This window comes from Arthrobacter bussei (assembly GCF_009377195.2).
Classification (GTDB): domain Bacteria; phylum Actinomycetota; class Actinomycetes; order Actinomycetales; family Micrococcaceae; genus Arthrobacter_D; species Arthrobacter_D bussei.
In genome coordinates this window covers 204,593-223,891 of sequence record NZ_VJXX01000001.1, presented here as the reverse complement: position 1 = coordinate 223,891, position 19,299 = coordinate 204,593, and the positions used below count along the sequence as shown (strand labels likewise).

General features: G+C 71.1%; 16 protein-coding genes. 10 read left to right on the top strand and 6 right to left on the bottom strand.

Annotated features, from left to right (window positions below; translation table 11 throughout):
* Positions 1-56: 56 nt before the first annotated feature.
* Entirely contained in the window at positions 57-1,205 is a 1,149-nt protein-coding gene (locus FNH21_RS01090) for a YeiH family protein (RefSeq protein ID WP_152811667.1), read from the bottom strand.
* Between the two features lie 374 nt (positions 1,206-1,579).
* Here FNH21_RS01090 and FNH21_RS17240 point away from each other — a divergent pair, with 374 nt between their 5' ends.
* From FNH21_RS17240 to FNH21_RS01075, 3 genes are all read left to right on the top strand, one after another.
* A complete protein-coding gene (locus FNH21_RS17240) occupies positions 1,580-2,485 on the top strand; it encodes a hypothetical protein (RefSeq protein WP_152811665.1) in 906 nt (301 codons plus the stop codon).
* Positions 2,482-3,978: an NHL repeat-containing protein gene (locus FNH21_RS01080; RefSeq protein WP_206687015.1), complete on the top strand. Its 1,497-nt coding sequence runs from the start codon at positions 2,482-2,484 to the stop codon at positions 3,976-3,978. The genes FNH21_RS17240 and FNH21_RS01080 overlap by 4 nt, the downstream gene beginning before the upstream one ends.
* A gap of 102 nt (positions 3,979-4,080) precedes the next feature.
* The gene (locus FNH21_RS01075; protein ID WP_152811661.1) at positions 4,081-5,109 is read left to right on the top strand and encodes a PKD domain-containing protein; all 1,029 of its coding nucleotides are present in this window, start codon (positions 4,081-4,083) and stop codon (positions 5,107-5,109) included.
* Positions 5,110-5,192: 83 nt separating this feature from the next.
* Here FNH21_RS01075 and FNH21_RS01070 read toward each other — a convergent pair whose 3' ends face one another.
* The gene (locus tag FNH21_RS01070) at positions 5,193-8,729 is read right to left on the bottom strand and encodes a bifunctional proline dehydrogenase/L-glutamate gamma-semialdehyde dehydrogenase (RefSeq protein WP_152811659.1); all 3,537 of its coding nucleotides are present in this window, start codon (positions 8,727-8,729) and stop codon (positions 5,193-5,195) included.
* Between the two features lie 165 nt (positions 8,730-8,894).
* On the opposite strand from FNH21_RS01070, the gene FNH21_RS01065 reads away from it, so the two are divergent.
* Positions 8,895-9,815: a LysR substrate-binding domain-containing protein gene (locus FNH21_RS01065; protein ID WP_191931489.1), complete on the top strand. Its 921-nt coding sequence runs from the start codon at positions 8,895-8,897 to the stop codon at positions 9,813-9,815.
* A 72-nt stretch (positions 9,816-9,887) separates the two neighbouring features.
* Complete coding sequence (gene ribA, locus FNH21_RS01060; protein ID WP_152811657.1) at positions 9,888-11,285, top strand: GTP cyclohydrolase II; 1,398 nt, start codon at positions 9,888-9,890, stop codon at positions 11,283-11,285.
* A gap of 96 nt (positions 11,286-11,381) precedes the next feature.
* Here ribA and FNH21_RS01055 read toward each other — a convergent pair whose 3' ends face one another.
* Positions 11,382-11,612: a DUF3072 domain-containing protein gene (locus FNH21_RS01055; RefSeq protein WP_152811655.1), complete on the bottom strand. Its 231-nt coding sequence runs from the start codon at positions 11,610-11,612 to the stop codon at positions 11,382-11,384.
* 74 nt (positions 11,613-11,686) lie between these two features.
* On the opposite strand from FNH21_RS01055, the gene FNH21_RS01050 reads away from it, so the two are divergent.
* Entirely contained in the window at positions 11,687-12,133 is a 447-nt protein-coding gene (locus tag FNH21_RS01050) for an SRPBCC family protein (protein ID WP_152811652.1), read from the top strand.
* Here the strand turns inward: FNH21_RS01050 and FNH21_RS01045 are convergent.
* Positions 12,130-13,149: a glycosyltransferase family 2 protein gene (locus FNH21_RS01045; protein WP_241742687.1), complete on the bottom strand. Its 1,020-nt coding sequence runs from the start codon at positions 13,147-13,149 to the stop codon at positions 12,130-12,132. The genes FNH21_RS01050 and FNH21_RS01045 overlap by 4 nt on opposite strands.
* A 162-nt stretch (positions 13,150-13,311) precedes the next feature.
* On the opposite strand from FNH21_RS01045, the gene FNH21_RS01040 reads away from it, so the two are divergent.
* Positions 13,312-14,151, top strand: a complete 840-nt coding sequence (locus tag FNH21_RS01040; RefSeq protein ID WP_191931488.1) for an SDR family oxidoreductase — start codon at positions 13,312-13,314, stop codon at positions 14,149-14,151.
* 231 nt (positions 14,152-14,382) lie between these two features.
* On the opposite strand, the gene FNH21_RS01035 is transcribed toward FNH21_RS01040, so the two are convergent.
* Together FNH21_RS01035 and FNH21_RS01030 are read right to left on the bottom strand one after the other, a co-directional pair.
* A complete protein-coding gene (locus FNH21_RS01035) occupies positions 14,383-15,240 on the bottom strand; it encodes an SMP-30/gluconolactonase/LRE family protein (protein WP_191931487.1) in 858 nt (285 codons plus the stop codon).
* Positions 15,241-15,282: 42 nt separating this feature from the next.
* On the bottom strand, positions 15,283-15,771 hold the full coding sequence (locus tag FNH21_RS01030) for a DUF3515 family protein (protein WP_152811650.1): 489 nt from the start codon (positions 15,769-15,771) through the stop codon (positions 15,283-15,285).
* Positions 15,772-16,019: 248 nt separating this feature from the next.
* On the opposite strand from FNH21_RS01030, the gene FNH21_RS01025 reads away from it, so the two are divergent.
* Genes FNH21_RS01025 through FNH21_RS01015 form a run of 3 tightly spaced genes read left to right on the top strand, consistent with a single transcriptional unit; the run spans position 16,020 to position 19,283 of the window.
* Complete coding sequence (locus FNH21_RS01025; RefSeq protein ID WP_152811648.1) at positions 16,020-16,799, top strand: hypothetical protein; 780 nt, start codon at positions 16,020-16,022, stop codon at positions 16,797-16,799.
* Between the two features lie 60 nt (positions 16,800-16,859).
* The gene (rfbB, locus tag FNH21_RS01020; RefSeq protein WP_191931486.1) at positions 16,860-17,858 is read left to right on the top strand and encodes a dTDP-glucose 4,6-dehydratase; all 999 of its coding nucleotides are present in this window, start codon (positions 16,860-16,862) and stop codon (positions 17,856-17,858) included.
* Between the two features lie 3 nt (positions 17,859-17,861).
* Positions 17,862-19,283 (top strand): sugar nucleotide-binding protein, encoded by a 1,422-nt coding sequence (locus tag FNH21_RS01015; RefSeq protein WP_191931485.1) that lies wholly within the window; start codon positions 17,862-17,864, stop codon positions 19,281-19,283.
* The last annotated feature ends 16 nt before the right edge of the window (positions 19,284-19,299 follow it).

Here is a 19,299-nt window from a genome sequence, read left to right as displayed (position 1 = left end):
AGTCCCCCGGGTCCAGCCCGACTGTCGGGGTCGGTCTGTCGGGGTCGGTCTGTTCGTCAGGTCAGGACGACGACGCCCAGGAGTGACAGCCCTGCCAGGAGGGTGGTCGCCGCTGCACCGACGGCGGCGAAGCGGCCGCCCGTGCGGAGCAGTCTCCGCAGGTCGATGCCCGCGCCCAGGCCGAACATGCCCGCAGCGAGCAGGATGGTCGTGATGGTCCGGCCGACGTCGAGGACGGGTTGCGGCAGGATGCCGAGCGATCGCAGGACCACCATCGCGAGGAAACCGACGACGAAGAGCGGAACCACGGGTGTGGAGCGACGGACCTCAGCCGTACCCGTGTCCGCGGCATCCGTCATCATCCTGCCGCCGGTCGTCGAACCGGTCGTCGAACCGGTCGTCGAACCGGTCGTCGAGGCGGTCGGCCACCCGGTGCCGGCTTCGGTCGTCGCGGCCTGCGGGCCTGCGGATGAGCGACGTCGTTCACCGATGCTCGTGATGGCGGCCACCGGCGCGAGCATGAGGACGCGACCGAGCTTCACCACCGTGGCGGACGCCAGCGCCACCGTACCCGCCGTGCTCGCCACCGCCACGACCTGCGCGACCTCGTGGACCGCCAGCCCGGACCAGACCCCGAAGCGGGTCGCATCGAGGCCGATCGCCGCGTTCGCCAGGGGCAGGGCGATGATCATGAGGGAGCCGTAGAGGGTGACCATGGCGACGGCGGAGGCCACCTCGTCGTCGTCCGCATCGACGATGCCCTGCATCCCGGCGACGGCCGACGCCCCGCAGATCGAGAAGCCTGCCGCCATGAGCAGGGAACCGGAGCGGCTCAATCCGAAGCGCCGGCCCAGCCAGAGGGTGCCGTAGAAGCTGAGGACGACGCACGCGACGATCAGCAGGATGACCTGCGGCCCGAGCGCGAGGATGTCGGGCAGGGCCAGTTGCAGTCCGAGCAGCACCACGCCCGCGCGCAGGAGGCGCTTGGTCCCTCCGCCGATCCCCGTGCGCAGGGTGGCCCTGTACAGACCGGAGTTCCCGAGGAGAATCCCGAGGACGAGCGCGATGACGAGGGCCCCGAGGAGTGTCTGCAGGTGCGCGAGGAGCATCGAGACCCCTACTCCACCCGCCATCACGGCAAGCCCCGGAGTCCATGCCCGGACCCTGGCACGGCGGGACCTCCGGGTGGTGCTGCGGCTGCTCATGGGCTTCGATCCTTCCGACCACTGGCGGGCCGCGCGTCGTGGCGTCGGGAGCGGGCCACGGGTTCTCCGCGCGCAAGTCTACGTGCCACGGAGTGGCCGCCAGTGGCCGCCAGCGGCCGGCAGCGCCGACCTGCGTAGTCCGGAGGCCGACAACGCGTACGCCCTACTCGTGCGGTCGCACGCGCCCGTTCGTAAGCTGGCTGTGCGTACAGGTGAAGGACTCGGCAGGACTTTCGAGAAGCAGGTCCCATAATGGGCACTGGTGTCGACCGCGGTGGTGACCGCAGCCGCGTCGCGCGGCGGCTCGGCCGCCCCGCCGCTGATGACGGGCCGGAGGCCCGCCCCCGCTGCGACGGTCCCCTCGGTGGTGCAGCGTGGCAGCGCCGCAGGATGCGGGCGTCGTGACCTCCGACCGGCCCGGCACCTCGGAGCGGACAGGCCGCCGGGGACGGATCCGGACCATCGCGGCGCTTGTCCCTGTGCTCGGCCTGACCGGGTGGGCCGCGGCCGAGGCCCTGAATCCCGGGTCGGAGCAAATGCCCCCTTCGGCGCAGATCGGCGTTTCACCGGGTGCTCCGCTGGCCGGGTCCGCGTACGCTTCGCCGCAACCGACCCGCCCCGCACCCGCCAAGCCCGCACCCGCCAAGCCCGGATCGACGCCCGCTCCGGCGCCCTCGATCAGGCCCGTCGAGGGAGCCGAAGCGGCGACGCCGCCAAAAATTCCCGGTCCCGCGATCCCCGGCCCCGCGACCCCGAGCCCGGGGAATCCGACCCCTGCCGCGCCCGGGACGCCCGCTTCAGCGCCTCCGGGCCCGGACGCGTTCGCACCGCCTCGCGCCGTGGGGGCGATCGACGAACCCCCGCCCGTCGCCGCGGCGAAGGGCTTCGGGGAAGCGGCGGACCTCGCGCGTGGTGTGTCCGCCGAGGTGACGGCGCTGCAGTCCGTCGAGGGAGAAGCGCGAGGTATCGGCGAGGTGGGCGGGCCCGCGGTCCGCGTCACCCTCGAGGTGACGAACAGCACCGGTGAGCCCATCTCCCTGGCCGAAGCAGTCGTGAACGCCGAGACGGTAGCAGACCGGGCGCCGGCGGAACAGCTCAGTGGCCCGGGAGCCATCCCGTTTCCTGTCCAGGTGGGCCCGGGACAGACGGTCTCCGGAGTCGTCGTGTTCAGGATCTCAGCGGAACACCGTGACGCCGTCCGCGTCCTCTTCCACTACCGGGCCGTCTCGACGGTCGCGGTCTTCGAGGGTTCCGTGCCAGTGCAAGGAGAAGCACCATGAGAAGCACCAGCGGGCCGGAAGCGGGGATCGCCCCGGAACGGCGGTCCCGGATCCCTCGGGGGCTCTGGAGCGGTTTCCGGAGGACCGGGACCATGGCAGCGGGCACTGTCCTCGCGGTCGTGGCGACGGTGATCACCGGCCCGGTCGCCTCCGCCGACACGGCGCCGGATCCGGTGACCGCCGCGAACCCGCCCACGGTGTCGGCGGACCCGTTGCCCACCGTGCAGGTCGATGGCGTGGTCTGGCAGCAGGTGATCGTGGGGAACACCGTCTACGTGGCGGGTAACTTCTCGACGGCGAGGCCGGCCGGGGCCGCCCCGGGGACGAACACCGTGCCACGCAACCACATCCTGGCCTACGACCTCACGACCGGGGTGCTCCGCCAGTCCTTCGCCCCGAGCCTCAACGCGCAGGCCAGGACGATCACCGCCTCTCCGGACGGCTCCCGCATCTACGTCGGCGGCGCCTTCACCGCGGTCAACGGGACGCCCGCCTACCGGGTCGCCGCGCTCGACCCGACGACCGGGGCGATGATCAGCTCCTTCAGGCCGGCGCCGAACTCGAGGGTCGAGACGATCGTGGCGACGGCCGATGCGGTCTACCTGGGCGGCTGGTTCTCCGCCGTGGGTTCGAGCCCGCGGGCGAAGCTGGCCGCCGTCGATGCGGGTACCGGAGCACTGCGCGGCTGGAACCCTTCGGCCGCGGGCGGGGATGTGACCGCGATGGTCATCTCACCCGACCGGACGAAGATCGTCGTGGGCGGCAGTTTCACGACGCTCAACGGATCCTCGAACCCGGGTTACGGTCTCGGGGCCGTCGATGCAACATCAGGAGCACTGAGGCCGTGGTCCGTCAACGGGCTCATCCGCAACGGCGGTCCGAATGCTGCCATCACCGGGCTGTCGGCCGATGCGGCCAACGTCTACGGCACGGGGTACGTCTTCGGCTCGGGCGGGAACTTCGAGGGGACGTTCTCGGCGAACTGGGCGGACGGATCGCTCAGATGGGTCGAGGACTGCCACGGCGACACCTACGGCGTCAGCCCCGTCGGAGAGGCTATCTACACCGTGGGGCATGCCCACTACTGCGGGAACATCGGCGGATTCCCCGAGACGAACCCGAGGAGCTGGCAACGGGCGCTGGCCTTCAGCCGGAGTGCAACCGGGACCGTCGCCCGCAACGGTTCCGGTTCGTACTTCAACTTCCAGGGCAATCCCGCACCGTCGATCCTCACCTGGTTCCCCCGCCTGGACGCCGGCACGTTCACCGGCCAGAGCCAGGGACCCTGGACCGTGACCGGCAATGCCGACTACGTGGTGCTGGGCGGCGAATTCCCGAGGGTGAACGGCAAGGCACAGCAGGGCCTCGTCCGCTTCGCGGTCCGCAGCATCGCGCCGAACACGTCGGGTCCCGTCGTCACCGACGCCTCGGCCAGCCCGACCCTGACCTCTCCGGCGGCCGGCCGGGTCACCGTGCGGTGGACCGCCAACTAGGACTACGACAACCAGAAGCTCACGTACAGGGTCATCCGCGACGGCCAGATCGCCACCCCGGTCCGTCAGGTCTCCCAGCTGTCGACCTTCTGGCAGCGGCCCGTGCTCACGTTCGAGGATTCCGGGCTTGCCCCGTCCTCCACGCACAGCTACCGGATCCTCGTCACGGATCCCTTCGGCAACGAGGTGCGGTCGGCCGATTCGAGCGTCACCGTCATGGCCGGGTCCGCCCCGAACACGGCACCCGTGGCCCGGTTCACGGAGACGGTCAGCGGCCTGACCGCATCCTTCGACGCATCGACGTCGACCGACGCCGATGGCACCATCGCCTCCTACGCGTGGGCCTTCGGGGACGGGACCGCCGGTAGCGGCGTGGGACCGGCGAAGACCTACGCCGCAGCGGGCACCTACACCGTGCGGCTGACGGTGACCGACAACGCCGGGTCAACCAGCTCGGTCTCCCGCGTGGTCACCGTGACGTCGACAGGGCAACCCCCCGCGCTGGCGCGGGACGCCTTCAGCCGCACCGTCACCGGTGGGTGGGGCACGGCCGACGTCGGTGGGAGCTGGGCGGTCGGCGGGTCCACCGCCAGGTACTCCGTCGACGGGAGCGCAGGCCTGATGAGCATCGCGGCTCCGGGGACGAGCAGCACGTCCCGGCTCGACGGTGTCTCGTCCCTGACGACCGACACACGGTTCACCACACGACTGGACAAGGCGCCGAACGGGGGCGGCGCCTACCTGACGGTCATCGGCCGGAATGTTGCCGGGACCGGAGGCTACCGGGCGAAGCTGTGGATCTCCGCCGCGGGCGCCCTGTCCCTGTTCACCGAGAAGGTCGTCACCGGGACCACGACACCCCTCGGCAGTGCCGCCCTGTCGCCGATGACCTTCGCCGTGGCCGACACCTACACCGTCCGGGTGCGCGTCTCGGGTACTGCTCCGGCCACGGTCCAGGCGAAGGTCTGGAAAGCCGGGACCACGGAACCGACAGTATGGCAGGTCACGAGTACCGACGCCGATCCGGCCCTGCAGAAGGCGGGGTCCGTGGCGGTGGATGCCTACCTCTCCAGTTCGGCGACCATGGCACCGCTGACCGCTCGGTTCGACGACCTCCTCGTCCAGCAGTAGCCCGGCCCACCATACGGGGGACCGGCCGCTCCGAACGGGCGGCCGGTCGGGTGGCCGGGCCTCGCCGGACGACCGCGGTGGGACTAGAGGATTCCCTCCGTCAGCGCGTTCGGCGTACCGAAGCGGTGAGCCGTGATGCTGATCGACTGTTCCTGCAGGAACGGCAGGATCTCCACGCGACCCGACTCCGTCACCGGCTGCGCGTAGACCGCGAGGTCCGGGCGCCCGCCGGTCGCTGCAGCAAGCTCGGACACGCCGCCTCCGATGAGTCGGACGCGGCGTGCCGCGGAGGTCGCCGCAGCGGCGAGCCAGCCCGCATCGTCCTCCGTCGTGAGGCTCTCGGCCTGCGCCGCGACGACGGAGCGGAGCGCGGCAGGCAGCTCGACGGCGCTCGAGACCCTGACCGGGGCCCCGGCGGCGCGAGCGGCCAGCAGCACGCGGACGAGATCGGCGACCGGGGCACCCTCTGCGAGCCGGACGGTGACCGGGTGGGTGAGGTACCGGAAGAGGTTGCGCTCGGCCGAGAGCGCGGAGACGTCCCGCACCACGCCGAACTCGCCGGCCCACGCCTCGGCATCCGACGCCGCTGCGCGCGCCAGCCGGGCAGTGTCCGCCTCCGGCAGGCCCACGGACCGGGCCGCCGCGAGCAGGGGAGCGACGCCGGCCAGCGGTGCAGCGCCCGCGGTGGACTCCCTGGCCGACCAGGAGCCGAGGCCCACGAGGTAGTTCGGGCCTCCGGCCTTCGTCCCTGCGCCGACCGCCGACTTCTTCCACCCGCCGAACGGCTGGCGCTGCACGATCGCGCCGGTGATCCCGCGGTTGACGTACAGGTTCCCGGCCTTGACGCCGTCGATCCAGGTGGCGATCTCCCTGCTGTCGAGGGAGTGGATGCCCGAGGTCAGGCCGTAGTCGATGTCGTTCTGCAGCGCGATGGCCTCCTCGAGCGTGGAGGCCGTCATGATGCCGAGGATCGGCCCGAAGTACTCGGTGAGGTGGTAGATGGAGCCCCGCTTCACCCCGTCACGGACGCCGGGGCTCCAGAGCCGACCGCCGGCATCGAGCTTCCGCGGCTCGATCAGCCAGGACTCACCCTCGCCGAGGGTCGTCAGGCCGTCGAGGAGCTTGCCCTCGGCCGGTTCGATGACGGGCCCCATCTGCGTGGCGGGGTCCTCCGGGTAGCCCACGGTGAGGGAGGCGACGGCATCGAGCAGTTGGTTGCGGAAGCGGTGCGACGTGGCGGCGCTGCCCACGAGGATCACGAGCGACGCCGCCGAGCACTTCTGCCCCGCGTGGCCGAAGGCCGACTGCGCCACGTCCTTCGCCGCGAGGTCGAGATCGGCGCTCGGCGTCACGATCACCGCGTTCTTCCCCGAGGTCTCGGCGAGCAGCGGAAGGTCCGTCCGGAAGGACCGGAAGAGCTCCGCGGTCTCGTATCCACCGGTCAGGATCACCCGGTCCACGCGCGGGTCGGCGATGAGCTGACGGCCGAGCTCGTTCTCCTCGAGCTGCACGAGGCGCAGGACCTCGCGCGGCACGCCGGCCGCCCACAGGGCGTCCACCATGACCGAACCGGAACGGCGCGCCTGGGAGGCGGGCTTGATGATGACCGCCGAGCCGGCGGCCAGGGCGGCGAGGGTGGAGCCGGCCGGGATCGCGACGGGGAAGTTCCACGGCGGGGTCACGACCGTGAGCCGTACCGGGGAGAAGGCAGCACCGTCGACGTCGTCGAGGTCGCGGGCACGCTCCGCGTAGTAGTGGGCGAAGTCGACGGCCTCGGAGGTCTCCGGGTCCGCCTGGTCCAGCGTCTTGCCGGTCTCGGCGGCCATCACCTCCATGAGCTCGGCGCGCCGGGCCTCGAGGGCGTCGCCGGCCCGGTGCAGGATCACGGCCCGCTCGGCGCCGGTCAGGGAGCCCCAGTCACCCGACGCGGCGACGGCACCGGCGACGGCGTCCTCGAGGTCCTCGGTGCTGGAGAGGGTCGTCGCTGCCACGAGGTCGTTCCCGAGCTGCGAGGTGGGGACGCGATCCAGGATGGCCCGGCCCCAGGTGCGGTTCGCGGGCAGTGAGGGATCGGTGTCCGGGGTGTTCACGAAGCCGGAGCCCGGGTGGACCGGCTCGGGGAGGAAGCGGTCCTGCAGGCGGTTCGGCTGCGGCACGGTGTCGTCGAGGTCGTCCAGCGAGGCGAGGAACCGGTTCTTCTCGCGCTCGAACAAAGCCTCGTTCTCGGTGAGCTCGAAGACGGCGGACATGAAGTTGTCCTGGCTCGCGCCCTCCTCCAGACGTCGGATCAGGTAGGCGATGGCGACGTCGAACTCGCTGGGGTGCACCACGGGCGTGTAGAGCAGCAGGGAGCCGACGTCGCGCTTGACCGCCTCGGCCTGACCCTGGGCCATCCCGAGGAGCATCTCGAACTCGATCCCGTGCCGCACGCCGCGGTCGCCGGCGAGGAGCCAGGCGAAGGCGAGGTCGAACAGGTTGTGGCTGGCCACACCGATCCGGACGTTCTCCACTCGGCCGGGCTGCAGGGCGTAGTTGAGGACGCGCTTGTAGTGGGTGTCGGACTGCTGCTTGGATCCCCAGGTGGCGAGCGGCCAGTCGTGCAGGGAGGCCTCCACGGTCTCCATGGGCAGGTTCGCGCCCTTGACGACGCGCACCTTGATGCCCGCTCCACCGCGCGCCCGCCGGGCGGCAGACCACTCCTGGAGGCGGATCATCGCTGCGAGGGAATCCGGCAGGTAGGCCTGCAGGACGATCCCGGCTTCCAGGTCGAGGAACTCGGGACGGTCCAGGATCTTCATGAAGACCGCGATCGTCAGGTCGAGGTCCTTGTACTCCTCCATGTCGAGGTTGATGAATTTTCTCGACCCGGACCGCGCGGCCAGGGTGTAGAGGGGCGTCAGCTTCTCGGCCACGTGCTCCACGGCCTCCTCGAACGCCCACGCGGGGTGCGGCGCCACGGTGGAGGACACCTTGATGGACACGTAGTCGACGTCCGGGCGCTCGAGCAGGCGGACGGTCCCCTCGAGGCGGCGCTCGGCCTCCCGGTCGCCGAGCACGGCCTCACCGAGGAGATTGACGTTCAGGCGGATCCCCTCGCGCCTGATCTTCGCGATCGAGCGGCCGAGCTTCGCCTCCGAGGCGTCGATGATGAGGTGTCCGACCATCTCGCGCAGCACGCGCCGCGCGATCGGGATGACCACCCGGGGGAGGACGGGGGCGACGCCGGCGCCGACCTTCACGGCGGCGCGCATGTACCAGGGGAGGAAGCCGGGCACCATGGGCGCGATGGCGCCGAGGTTGCGCGCGGCGACCGAGAGGTCCTCCGGGCGGATGACGCCGTCCACGAAACCGACCGTGAAGGCCAGTCCGTCCGGATCCTTCAGGACCCCTGCCAGTTGCTGTGCGGAGGCGTCCACGGGCACCTTCGACGCCTCGGTGAGCCAGCGCCGCACGAGTGCGACGGATTCCTCCGGCAGCGTCGCCGGGATCTCGGTGGTCCCGCCGGGCACGGCGAGGAAGCGGGTCGAGCCGCCGTCGTTCACCGGGTGGGTGTCGACGGACGGGCCGGGGGTGGCCGCTGTGGCGGCGAAGCCCTCGAGGGGCGGTATCTGGGTTGTCATGGCAACGGCTCTCGGTCGGTCGGCTCTCGCCGGGCACAGGATGAAGCAGCTACTTCACGTCCCAGTATCGACCGGCCGTAGGATGAGGAAAAGCGATGAATACCGAAGGGTATTCATCAGCGGAACCGAAGAAGCGGGACCGCCGGGACGACCCCTGGAGGCACAGTGCTGGACCTGCGGAGACTGCGCCTGCTCAGGGAGCTCAAGATCCGCGGGACCCTCGCCGACGTCGCTGCCGCCCTCAGCTACAGCCCGTCCTCCGTGTCGCAGCAACTGGCCCTGCTGGAGAAGGAAGTGGGCGTCGAACTCCTGCGGAAGACCGGCCGGCGCGTGGTCCTGACGCCGCAGGCCGAGGTGCTCGTCGCGCACACGGCGGAACTGCTGGAGACCCTGGAGCGGGCCGAGGCCGACCTCGCCGCCTCGCTGACCACGGTGTCGGGGACCGTTCGGGTCGCCGTGTTCCAGTCCGCGGCGCTCGCGCTGATGCCCGACGCCCTGACGGCCATGAACCGGGACTACCCGGAGGTGCGGGTGGAGATGGTGCAGCGCGAACCGGAGAGGGCGCTGTACGAGACCTTCGCCCGCGACTTCGATCTCGTCATCGCCGAGCAGTACCCCGGTCACGCGGCCCCGCGCCACGCGGAACTGGACCACGTACCGCTCACCCAGGACGCGATCCGCCTCGCGGTCCCGCAGGCGGGGGAACGCGCTGTCACGGACATCACCACGGTGGCGGACGCCGCGGACGCGGCCTGGGTGATGGAACCGAGGGGTGCGGCGTCCCGCCACTGGGCGGAGCAGGCGTGCCGCCGTGCCGGGTTCGAACCGGACGTGCGGTACGAGACCGCCGACCTCCAGGCGCAGATCCGGCTCATCGAGTCCGGTAACGCCGTCGCGCTCATGCCCGACCTCGTGTGGACCGGGCGGAGCGTCCCCGTCCGGCTCCTCGACCTCGACGAGGACCCGCGACGATCGATCTTCACCTCGGCACGCCGGGCCGGCGCGCTCAGACCCGCCGTGCTCGCCCTCCGCGACGTCCTGGGACGTGCCGCGGCGAGCGTGCTGCGCCCCGCCCAGGAGCAATAAACCGTCCGCCGATCCCGTTCAAAGGATGACGCACGTTTTCGCCCTGTTCCGCCCCGCTCCTAAGGTTGTTGCATGCCCGCCCAGTCCGTCCGCTCCCTCCCGTCCGAGTCCTCGTCCGTCCCCGCCAGCGTGGAGCGGGTCGCGGAGACGGTGCTGCCCACGCGGCACGGGACCTTCCGGCTGGTCGGGTACCGCGACGGCGGCGGGACGGAGCACGTGGTGCTGGCGCAGGGGATCGACGACGACGCGCCCGACACGACGGGTCCGCCGCCGCTCGTGCGGGTGCACAGCGAGTGCCTGACCGGAGATGCCCTCGGCTCATGGCGTTGCGACTGCGGGGAGCAGCTCGACGCTGCGCTCGCGGAGATCGCCCGCGAGGGTCGTGGTGCCGTGGTGTACGTCCGGGGACACGAGGGCCGCGGGATCGGCCTGCTCGCGAAGCTGAAGGCGTACGCACTCCAGGACCAGGGGATCGACACCGTGGATGCCAACACCGCGCTCGGTCTGCCGGTCGACGCCCGCCGGTACGACCAGGCCGCCGAGATCCTGCAGGACCTCGGGATCGGGGCCGTGCGCCTCCTCTCCGGGAATCCGGCCAAGGAGGAGGCCCTGGAGGACCTGGGTATCCGCGTCGTCGAGCGGCGAGGGCTCGTGGTGTCCGAGCGCTCGGAGAACGCGCGCTACCTGGCGACGAAGCGGGCCCGCATGCGCCATGACGCCGCGCCGGTCGCCGACGCCTGGGACCTGCTGCTGGACGGCGTCGTGCCCGCAGCACCGGCGCCGGGTGAGGCCGAGGAGCTGGCCCACCGCTACGGCTACGTGGCGGCTGCCACCGGGCAGCTCGTCATCGGGCAGCTGCGGCAGAGCCTCGACGGATTCATCGCCTCACGGACGGGTGACGCCGGGCTGCACGAGGACCGCGGCGATCAGGGCCACCTGCAGCGCCTGCGCGCACTCGTGGACGCCGTCGTGGTCGGGGCGTCGACGGTCCTCACGGAGGACTGCTCCCTCGCGGTCGAGGAGGTCCCCGGCAGCAGCCCGGTGCGGGTGGTGCTCGACGCCGGCGCGAAGGTCGGCGTGCAGGCACGCGTCCTCGCCGACGACGGCGTCCCGACCCTGTGGATCACGGGACTCGGAGCGGTGGTCCCGACGGGCCTGCCCGCGTCCGTCGAGGTGGTCCGGCTCGCGGAGGGCGACTTCGCTCCCCGGCGCGTCCTCGACATCCTGCAGGCACGGGGGCTGTGGAAGGTGCTGATCGAGGGGGGCGGGAAGACGGTGTCCCGATTCCTCGACGCCGGGGTGCTCGACAGGCTCTACCTCACCACCGCGCCCGTCCTCGTGGGCGACGGCGTGCCGGGCATCCGCTTCAGCGGCTCGGATGCTCTCGACGAGGCCCGAAGCGCCCCGGTGCGGCGCTTCGTGTTCGGACAGGACATCTGCACGGAGTTCAACTTCGCCGCGGTGCGCTGACGAGGGTGACGGACGCCGGACCGACGAATCCCACGGCGCCGCGGCTGGAAGCCGCTGCACCGTGGGACCCGATCGGTACCGAGGCGTGCCGGGGGATCAGGATCCCTCGTCGAGCCTCTTGCTCTTGCCCTGGAGCCTGTCGATGTGCTCGGACGCCTCGGCCTTGTTGATGTCTGCGGGGATCTCCTCGCCGGCCTCGCGGGCGAGGGTGTCGAGGTAGCTGCGCTGCGCTGCGGTCATGGGCTCGTCGCCGGTGACCCAGTCGGAGGGATCGCGCTCGAAACCGCCCTCGGGCTCGGAGGTCGGGCTTCCCAGTGTGTCTGCCATGTGTGTTCCTCTTCGTCGTGGGGCGTGTTCCATCAGTCTACTTACCGTCACCGACACCCTTGTAGGGTGGGGCCATGATCACCGTCAGAGGATCCATCAGCACCGTCCTTCCTCCCGAGCGGGCCTTCGCCTTCCTCTCCGAGTTCGAGAACACGAGCACCTGGGATCCTGGGACGCCCGTCGTCGAGAAGCGGTCCGAGGGACCGGCCGCGGTGGGGCACCGCTACCACGCGGAGGCCGAGTTCCGCGGCAAGCGCCGTCCCATCGAGTACGAGATCGAGGAGTTACGGCCCGGCCACATCCGATTGCGCGGGGAGAACAAGACCCTCGTCGCCTTCGACTCGATGGACGTGGTCCCCTCGACGTCCATCCCGGGCGGCAGCGATGTCACCTACACCGCGGAATTCGACCTGAATGGGGTGCTGAAGATCGCACAGCCGGTCCTGCGGCCGGCGTTCGACGCGCTGCGTGACCCGGCGTTGAACGGGATGAAGGGGAAGCTCGACAGCCTGGCGGGCTAGCGCCGCGCGCTGATCCCGACGGGTGCGGGTCCCCGCGATCCGTCCCGCGGGCGGATCGCTGCGACGCGTCTCCGCAACTGGCGCTCGGAGTGCGCTGCCAGCCGCATCCGCCCGCCGCTGTACCGCACCCCACCGCGTGCCCTGCTCAGCACGGCGAGCCAGCTGCACACGGCCCGCTCCGCGAGCCACAGCGGTACCCACAGGGCAGCAGCGGGTGGATACACCGCCCGCCCGCCCCGCCGTCGTCGGCCCAGCTCCGCCAGGGCGGCGACACCGCAGGCCAGCCCGGCGAGCCGTAACCCGTCGGGACGGATGAGGACCAGGGCGGGAAGGACGCCGAGTTCCGCCAGAAGACGTGGCGGCTGACCGAAGCTGTCATAGGCCTGCCGCACGCGCTGCCGCAGGAAGTGCCGCGTGGTACAGGGCAGGCGACGCACGAAGAGATCGTCCGCCCGGACCTCCCGTCCGCCCGCAGCGCGGATGGTCCTGATCAGTTCCAGGTTCTCGAACAGGGCCTCGGTGCTGTATCCGCCGGCCGCCAGGACCGTGCTGCGCCGGAGGGCGAGGGTTCCCGGGTAGTCGGAGGCGAAGGCCCGGTTCAGCAGGGTCCGGCCGGTGTCCCAGCGTGCGTGCCAGGTGAGGGGTGCGAAGTAGTTCTGCGGCCGGACGAGATCCGCGCCGTCGAGGAGCCGCAGGACCCGCGACAGGCCTTCCTCGGTGTACCGGACGTCGTCGTCCGCGATGACGAGCCGTTCGTGCCGGGCGAGGGCGATCCCGGTCAGGACGCCCTGCACCTTGCCGTTCCCGCCCCGGCTGACCTGCTGCTGCGCGGGCCTGACGTGGCGGACGGCGGGAGGGAACGCCCGGGCGTGACGCCGGAAGGACGCGTCGGGGGACCCGTCGACCACCGTGACGTCGACCCACCGGACCAGCCTGGCCAGGTAGCGGGCCAGCTCGTCGAGGGGTCCCCGATCGGTCCACCTCAGCGGGAGGATGTACTCGGCTGGCTGCTGCATGGCTGCTACGGGTCCTCCTGCGCAACGGGTTCCCGGACCGGATGTCCGCTTCTCCTCAACTACTAAGGCTGCTTATGGTGAGGAGGCAAGGAACCTGCGGCACCGATCCCCGGTGGACACGGAGCGCCTGCAGGAGAGACCCAGCAGACACCAGGAGGAACAGTGAGCCAGCCAGTGCAGCAGCAGGACCCGCCCGGAACCACCGACGCGATGGACCCAGCGCCCGATCACGGCGAACAGTCCTACCGCGGCTCGGGCCGCCTCGCCGGCAAGAAGGCGGTCATCACCGGCGGCGACAGCGGCATCGGGCGCGCGGTCGCCATCGCGTACGCGAGGGAGGGCGCGGACGTCCTCATCAGCTCTCTGGACGAGGACGACGACGCCCGCGAGACCGCGCGCTGGGTCGAGGAGGCAGGCAGGACCGCTGTCCTCTTCCCCGGCGATCTGGCTGATCCGGCGACGTGCAGGGGCGTGATCGACACGGCGGTGCAGGAGTTCGGGCGCGTCGACATCCTCGTCAGCAACGCGGCCTTCCAGATGACGCACGAGACCATCGAGGAGATTCCCGACGAGGAGTGGGACCGCACGCTCGCCATCAACCTCAGCGCGTTCTTCCACCTGACCAAGGCGGTCCTCCCGCACATGGGCCCCGGAGGCTCGATCATCGGGTCCAGTTCGGTCAACTCGGACAACCCCGTCCCCACCCTCATGCCGTACTCGGCCACCAAGGCCGGCATCGCGAACATGACGGCCGCCATGGCTCAGCTGCTCGCCGAACGCGGCATCCGCGCCAACTCGGTGGCCCCCGGACCGATCTGGACGCCGCTCATCCCGGCTACCATGCCCGAGGAGCAGGTGGAGAGCTTCGGGCAGCAGGTCCCGATGCAACGCGCAGGCCAGCCGGCGGAGCTCGCCCCGGTGTACGTGCTGCTGGCCTCGGATGAAGCGAGCTACGTCTCCGGCGCACGCATCGCCGTGACGGGCGGGCAACCCATCCTGTAGTGCCCCTCCGCTCCGTTCGGAACGCACCCATCCACGGCCGGAGCGGACACGAACATGTGGGGGACAAGCCTCCCGCGGACGCATAACAGTGGTCGTTCGCGGGAGGATGTCCCTCCTCTTCGCCTCCGCTCGCCGGAGGCAGCGCTGGGCCGGTGATCGTGCAGGGACATCCCAGGGACTCAGCCCAGGGACTCAGCCCAGGGACTCAGCCCAGGGACTCAGCCCCGGGACTCAGCCACGGAACATCGGCAGCGGGGCTCCGGCCACACCTGTCCGCACCGAGAAAAGAGCTCCCGCCAGTGGCTCCGACCCCTCCGGGATGTTCTCCTGCGTGGTCGTGATGAACAGCGTCGAGAGGTCCGCTCCTCCGAAGGCGCACGCCGTCACGTTGGTGACGGGCAGGGGGATGTGCTCCGACAACCTGCCCGACGCATCGAAGCGCGCCACGGCGCCCCCGCCGTACAGCGCGGTCCAGACACCGCCCTCCGCGTCGATCGCCATGCCGTCCGGCATCCCCAGCGCGGGCTCGACGACGGCGAAGGTGCGGCGGTCCGTGAAGCTCCCCGCCTCGACGTCGTACCCGAGCGCGTCGATCCGGCCCGTCGGGGTGTCGCTGAAGAAGGCGGTGCCGCCGTCGGGGGAGAAGTGCAGGCCGTTGGACACCGTGATCCCGGTGAGCAGCGTCGAGACCGAGTGGTCGCCGTCCAGCGAGTACAGCGTGCCGGCGCCGAAGCCGCCCTCCCAGCCCATCGAGCCGCAGAGGAACCTGCCGGCCGTGTCGCAGCCGCCGTCGTTCATGCGGACGGCGGGGTCGTCGAAGGCCTCCGGCCCCTGTGAGAGGTCGGCGAGCGACTCGTCCGCGAACACGAAACCACGCTCCACGCCGATGACGTAGCCGCCCGAGGCGCGCCCGCGGATCACACCGGCCAGGCGGGGGTGCACGTCATGCCGGTCGATGCCCCCGTCCTCGTGGCGCACGAGGACGTCGCCCTCCATCATGTCGACGAGGAGCAGTTCACCCCGCCGCGGATCCCAGTAGGGGCCTTCTCCGTGGAAGGTGCAGACGTCGGAGATCTGTTCGGCTTTCACTGTGCCTCCTGGCGGGTCGCGGCTGGTGCGGTCGGTCCGGCGTCAGCCGCCGGTGGGTACGGGGGTGGCCTCGGACAGTCCCACGCAGGCCCGGGTCTGCTCGACGCGCGAGACGGCGTCGCCCAGCTCCACGAGGACAGTGCTGGAGGCCACCTCCTCGGGATCGAACAGGACCTCGACGGCGGGATCCCGCCCGTAGGTGGTCGCGGTCCACGCGGGATCACCCTCGCGGACCACCCAGTCGACGTCGTTCACGGTCACGCAGGGATCGGTGGTGGGCCCGGGCACGACGACGCCGCACCGCAGCACCACCCTGGACGGATCGCCCCAGGCGGACGTCGCCTGACTGTTGGTGTCCCGCTGTTCGTTCTCGGCGACCAGCGGCGGCAGGGCGATCATCACATCCGCGCAGTCGGCATTCGCGGCGTCCGCTGCCGGATCGACGTCGACGACGGACGTGCAGCCGGGCAGCACGACCAGCAGGGTCGCGGCGGCCGCGACGAGGGCCACGGCACGGGGGAGAGCACGCATGGAGCCAGCCTAGTGCGTGGCCCCGGCCTTCCCTCGACACGCGGTCGCGGGCTTCTTCCGCTTGCGGCCGGAGCGTCCCGTCGACGCCCGGGCGGCCTGCTGCGACACGCGGCCGCCGCCGGACCCGGCCGACCGCGCCGTGGAGCCGGCCGCCAGTAGGATTCGAGAGCCGCAGCGCTCAGGCTGACGGTCCCACGCGTGACCGGTGCGCTTCCCCAGCATCCCGGCGCAGATCGAGCCGAGGACGAATGACAGCGCCCCACCTCCCCGCCCCCCATCCCATCGTCCGACCGCGGGTCGCCGCCGCGGGCGCACTCCTCGCCGTGGCCGCGGTGGCCGCGGTGGCCGTCCTTCCCGCGCCGGCCGTCGCCGTCGCGCCCCGTCCTGCGGTCGTCGCCCAGCAGCAGCCCGACGTCGTCGAGCAGCAGCGGCCGAACGTCGTCGAGCAGCCCCAGCCGGGAGCGACGTTCGGCGAACCCGCACCGCCCGTGCCGGATCCCACCGCCACGTCGGGGATCGACCCCGCGACGGGATTCGCGATCAACGCCCGGACAGGCTTCCTCGTGCATCCGGGGACCGGCCACCTGATCGAACCCGGCACCGGGTACCTGCTCTTCGCGGACACGCTGATCTACACCAACGAGCGGTACGACGCCGCAACCGACCAGGTGGTACCGATCGAGGACGAGGGGCCCGTGCCGTCGCCGACTGCCGCGCAACCCACGGCGACGGCCACCCCGAGTGCGACGGCCTCCGCCCCCGTGACGGCAGCCCCGCCGTCGTCCGCGCCTCCTGCCGTCGTCCCGCCTGCGACCCTGCCCTCCGCCACCCCGGACGCGACGGTCACCGCGACGCCGCGCACGAGCAGCGTGCCGACTCCCTCGCCGAGCGGCAGCACGGTCGCGGTCGAGGCGGAGCGCACCTCCTCGCTCGCGCCCGCGGCCTGGATCGGCGCGGGTCTCGTCGCCGCACTCGTGGCCGTCGTGGTGGTCGTCGCCGTCCGCAGGAGGGGCCGCCACCAGTCGTGAGTGACGCAACGGGAGCGGTGCGCCCGGGGAGGCCGGGGTGCACCGGGTAAAGTGCAGGACGTGAAGAATCTCCTGGTGACCGGCGGAGCCGGCTTTATAGGGTCCAATTTCGTGCACTACCTGATGGAGCAGACGGACGTCTCCGTCACGGTCCTCGACAAGATGACGTACGCGGGCAACCATGCCTCCCTCGAGGGGCTGCCCGCCGACCGCTTCGACCTGGTGGTCGGTGACATCGCCGACGCCGCCGTCGTCGATCCGCTCGTGCAGCGCGCCGACGCGGTGGTGCACTACGCCGCGGAGTCGCACAACGACAACTCCCTGCACGATCCCCGTCCGTTCCTGGACACCAACATCATCGGGACCTACACCCTGCTCGAGGCCGCCCGCCGTCACGGCACGCGCTTCCACCACATCAGCACCGACGAAGTCTACGGCGATCTGGAACTCGACGATCCAGCACGGTTCACCGAGGAGACGCCCTACAACCCGTCGAGTCCCTACTCGTCGACGAAGGCCGGCTCCGACCTGCTCGTGCGCGCGTGGGTCCGGTCTTTCGGCGTCGGGGCGACCATCAGCAACTGCTCGAACAACTACGGCCCCTACCAGCACGTCGAGAAGTTCATCCCGCGCCAGATCACCAACGTCATCGACGGCGTCCGGCCCAAGCTCTACGGTGAGGGCCTGAACGTCCGCGACTGGATCCACGCCAACGACCACTCCTCCGCGGTCTGGACCATCCTCAACAAGGGCGAGATCGGCCAGACCTACCTGATCGGCGCCGACGGCGAGCGGAACAACAAGGACGTCGTCGAACTCATCCTCACCGAGATGGGACAGGCTGCCGATGCCTACGACCACGTGGTAGACCGTGCGGGCCACGACCTGCGCTATGCGATCGACTCCACCAAGCTCCGGACCGAGCTCGGCTGGGAGCCCGAGTTCCACCACTTCGAGCAGGGCCTGCGCGACACGATCGCCTGGTACCGCGACAACGAGGCCTGGTGGCGGCCGCAGAAGGCCGTGACCGAGTCCAAGTACATCGAACTGGGGCAGTAGCCCGTGGGCCCCACCTTCTCGAAGCCCCTCGGCTCGCGCGAGACGCCCATCCCCGGCGTCGTGCTGTTCGACCTCCCGGTCCACGGTGACAACCGCGGCTGGTTCAAGGAGAACTGGCAGCGGGCCAAGATGACGGCCGCCGGCCTCGCCGACTTCGGACCCGTGCAGAACAACATCTCCTTCAACGAGACGGCCGGCACGACCCGCGGCATCCACGCCGAACCCTGGGACAAGTTCATCTCGGTGGCGACCGGGCGCGTCTTCGGTGCCTGGGTGGATCTGCGCGAGGGACCCTCGTTCGGCGCGGTCTTCACCGCCGAGCTGGACCCCTCCACCGCCATCTTCATCCCCCGTGGCGTGGGCAATGCCTTCCAGACTCTCGAGGACGGCACGGCCTACACCTACCTCGTCAACGACCACTGGTCGGCCGACGCGCAGGACCAGTACGTGTTCCTCAACCTGGCCGACGAGACGTCGGCGATCGACTGGCCCATCCCGCTCGCCGACGCCGAGCTGTCCGACAAGGACCGACAGCACCCCCGGCTCGCCGAGGTCACACCGCTCGCGCCGCGCCGCACGCTCGTCGTCGGCGCCGACGGACAGCTGGGACGGGCGCTGCGCGCGGCCCTCGCGGGGCACCCGTCGGTGGAGTTCGCCGGCCGTGCGGAGCTGGACCTGCTCGGCGGTGGGCTCGACGACGCCCGCCCGTGGACGGCCTACGACACCATCATCAACGCGGCGGCCTACACCGCCGTCGACACCGCGGAGAGCCCGGAGGGCCGCGCGGCAGCCTGGGCGGTCAACGTCTCGGGCGTCGCGGCCCTCGCCCGCGTGGCCACCGCCCACCGCATCACCCTGGTGCACGTCTCCAGCGACTACGTCTTCGACGGGTCCCGGGACGTGCACGGCGAGGACGAGGCCTTCACCCCGCTCGGGGTGTACGGGCAGACCAAGGCCGCCGGCGACGCCATCGTGGCGACCGTGCCGCGGCACTACATCCTGCGCACCAGCTGGGTGATCGGTGAGGGCGGGAACTTCGTGCGCACCATGGCGAGCCTTGCCGGCCGCGGGATCTCGCCCAGTGTGGTCGACGACCAGGTGGGACGGCTCACCTTCACGGAGGACATCGCCGGCGCCATCCTGCACCTGGTCGGCACCGGCGCACCGTACGGCACCTACAACGTCACCAACGACGGCGCGCCGCAGAGCTGGGCAGAGATCGCCGCCGACGTGTTCGACCTCGTCGGACGGGAGCGTGGTGACGTCACCGGCGTCAGTACCGAGGAGTACTTCGCGGGCAAGGCCGCGGCTCCCCGCCCGCTGAGGAGCACGCTCGACCTCGCGAAGATCAAGGCCACCGGGTTCGCGCCGGCGCCGGCGTCCGAGCGGCTGTCCGCCTACGTGCACGCACTCCCGAGGGCGTGACGGCGGACCCGGCAGC

Coding starts and splice junctions, on each gene's coding strand:
- FNH21_RS01045 (WP_241742687.1), bottom strand. CDS start 13,149: ATGCAGCAGCCAGCCGAGTACATCCTCCCGCTGAGGTGGACCGATCGG.
- FNH21_RS01070 (WP_152811659.1), bottom strand. CDS start 8,729: ATGACAACCCAGATACCGCCCCTCGAGGGCTTCGCCGCCACAGCGGCC.
- FNH21_RS01055 (WP_152811655.1), bottom strand. CDS start 11,612: ATGGCAGACACACTGGGAAGCCCGACCTCCGAGCCCGAGGGCGGTTTC.
- FNH21_RS01080 (WP_206687015.1), top strand. CDS start 2,482: ATGAGAAGCACCAGCGGGCCGGAAGCGGGGATCGCCCCGGAACGGCGG.
- FNH21_RS01090 (WP_152811667.1), bottom strand. CDS start 1,205: ATGAGCAGCCGCAGCACCACCCGGAGGTCCCGCCGTGCCAGGGTCCGG.
- FNH21_RS01050 (WP_152811652.1), top strand. CDS start 11,687: ATGATCACCGTCAGAGGATCCATCAGCACCGTCCTTCCTCCCGAGCGG.
- FNH21_RS01025 (WP_152811648.1), top strand. CDS start 16,020: ATGACAGCGCCCCACCTCCCCGCCCCCCATCCCATCGTCCGACCGCGG.
- FNH21_RS01030 (WP_152811650.1), bottom strand. CDS start 15,771: ATGCGTGCTCTCCCCCGTGCCGTGGCCCTCGTCGCGGCCGCCGCGACC.
- ribA (WP_152811657.1), top strand. CDS start 9,888: ATGCCCGCCCAGTCCGTCCGCTCCCTCCCGTCCGAGTCCTCGTCCGTC.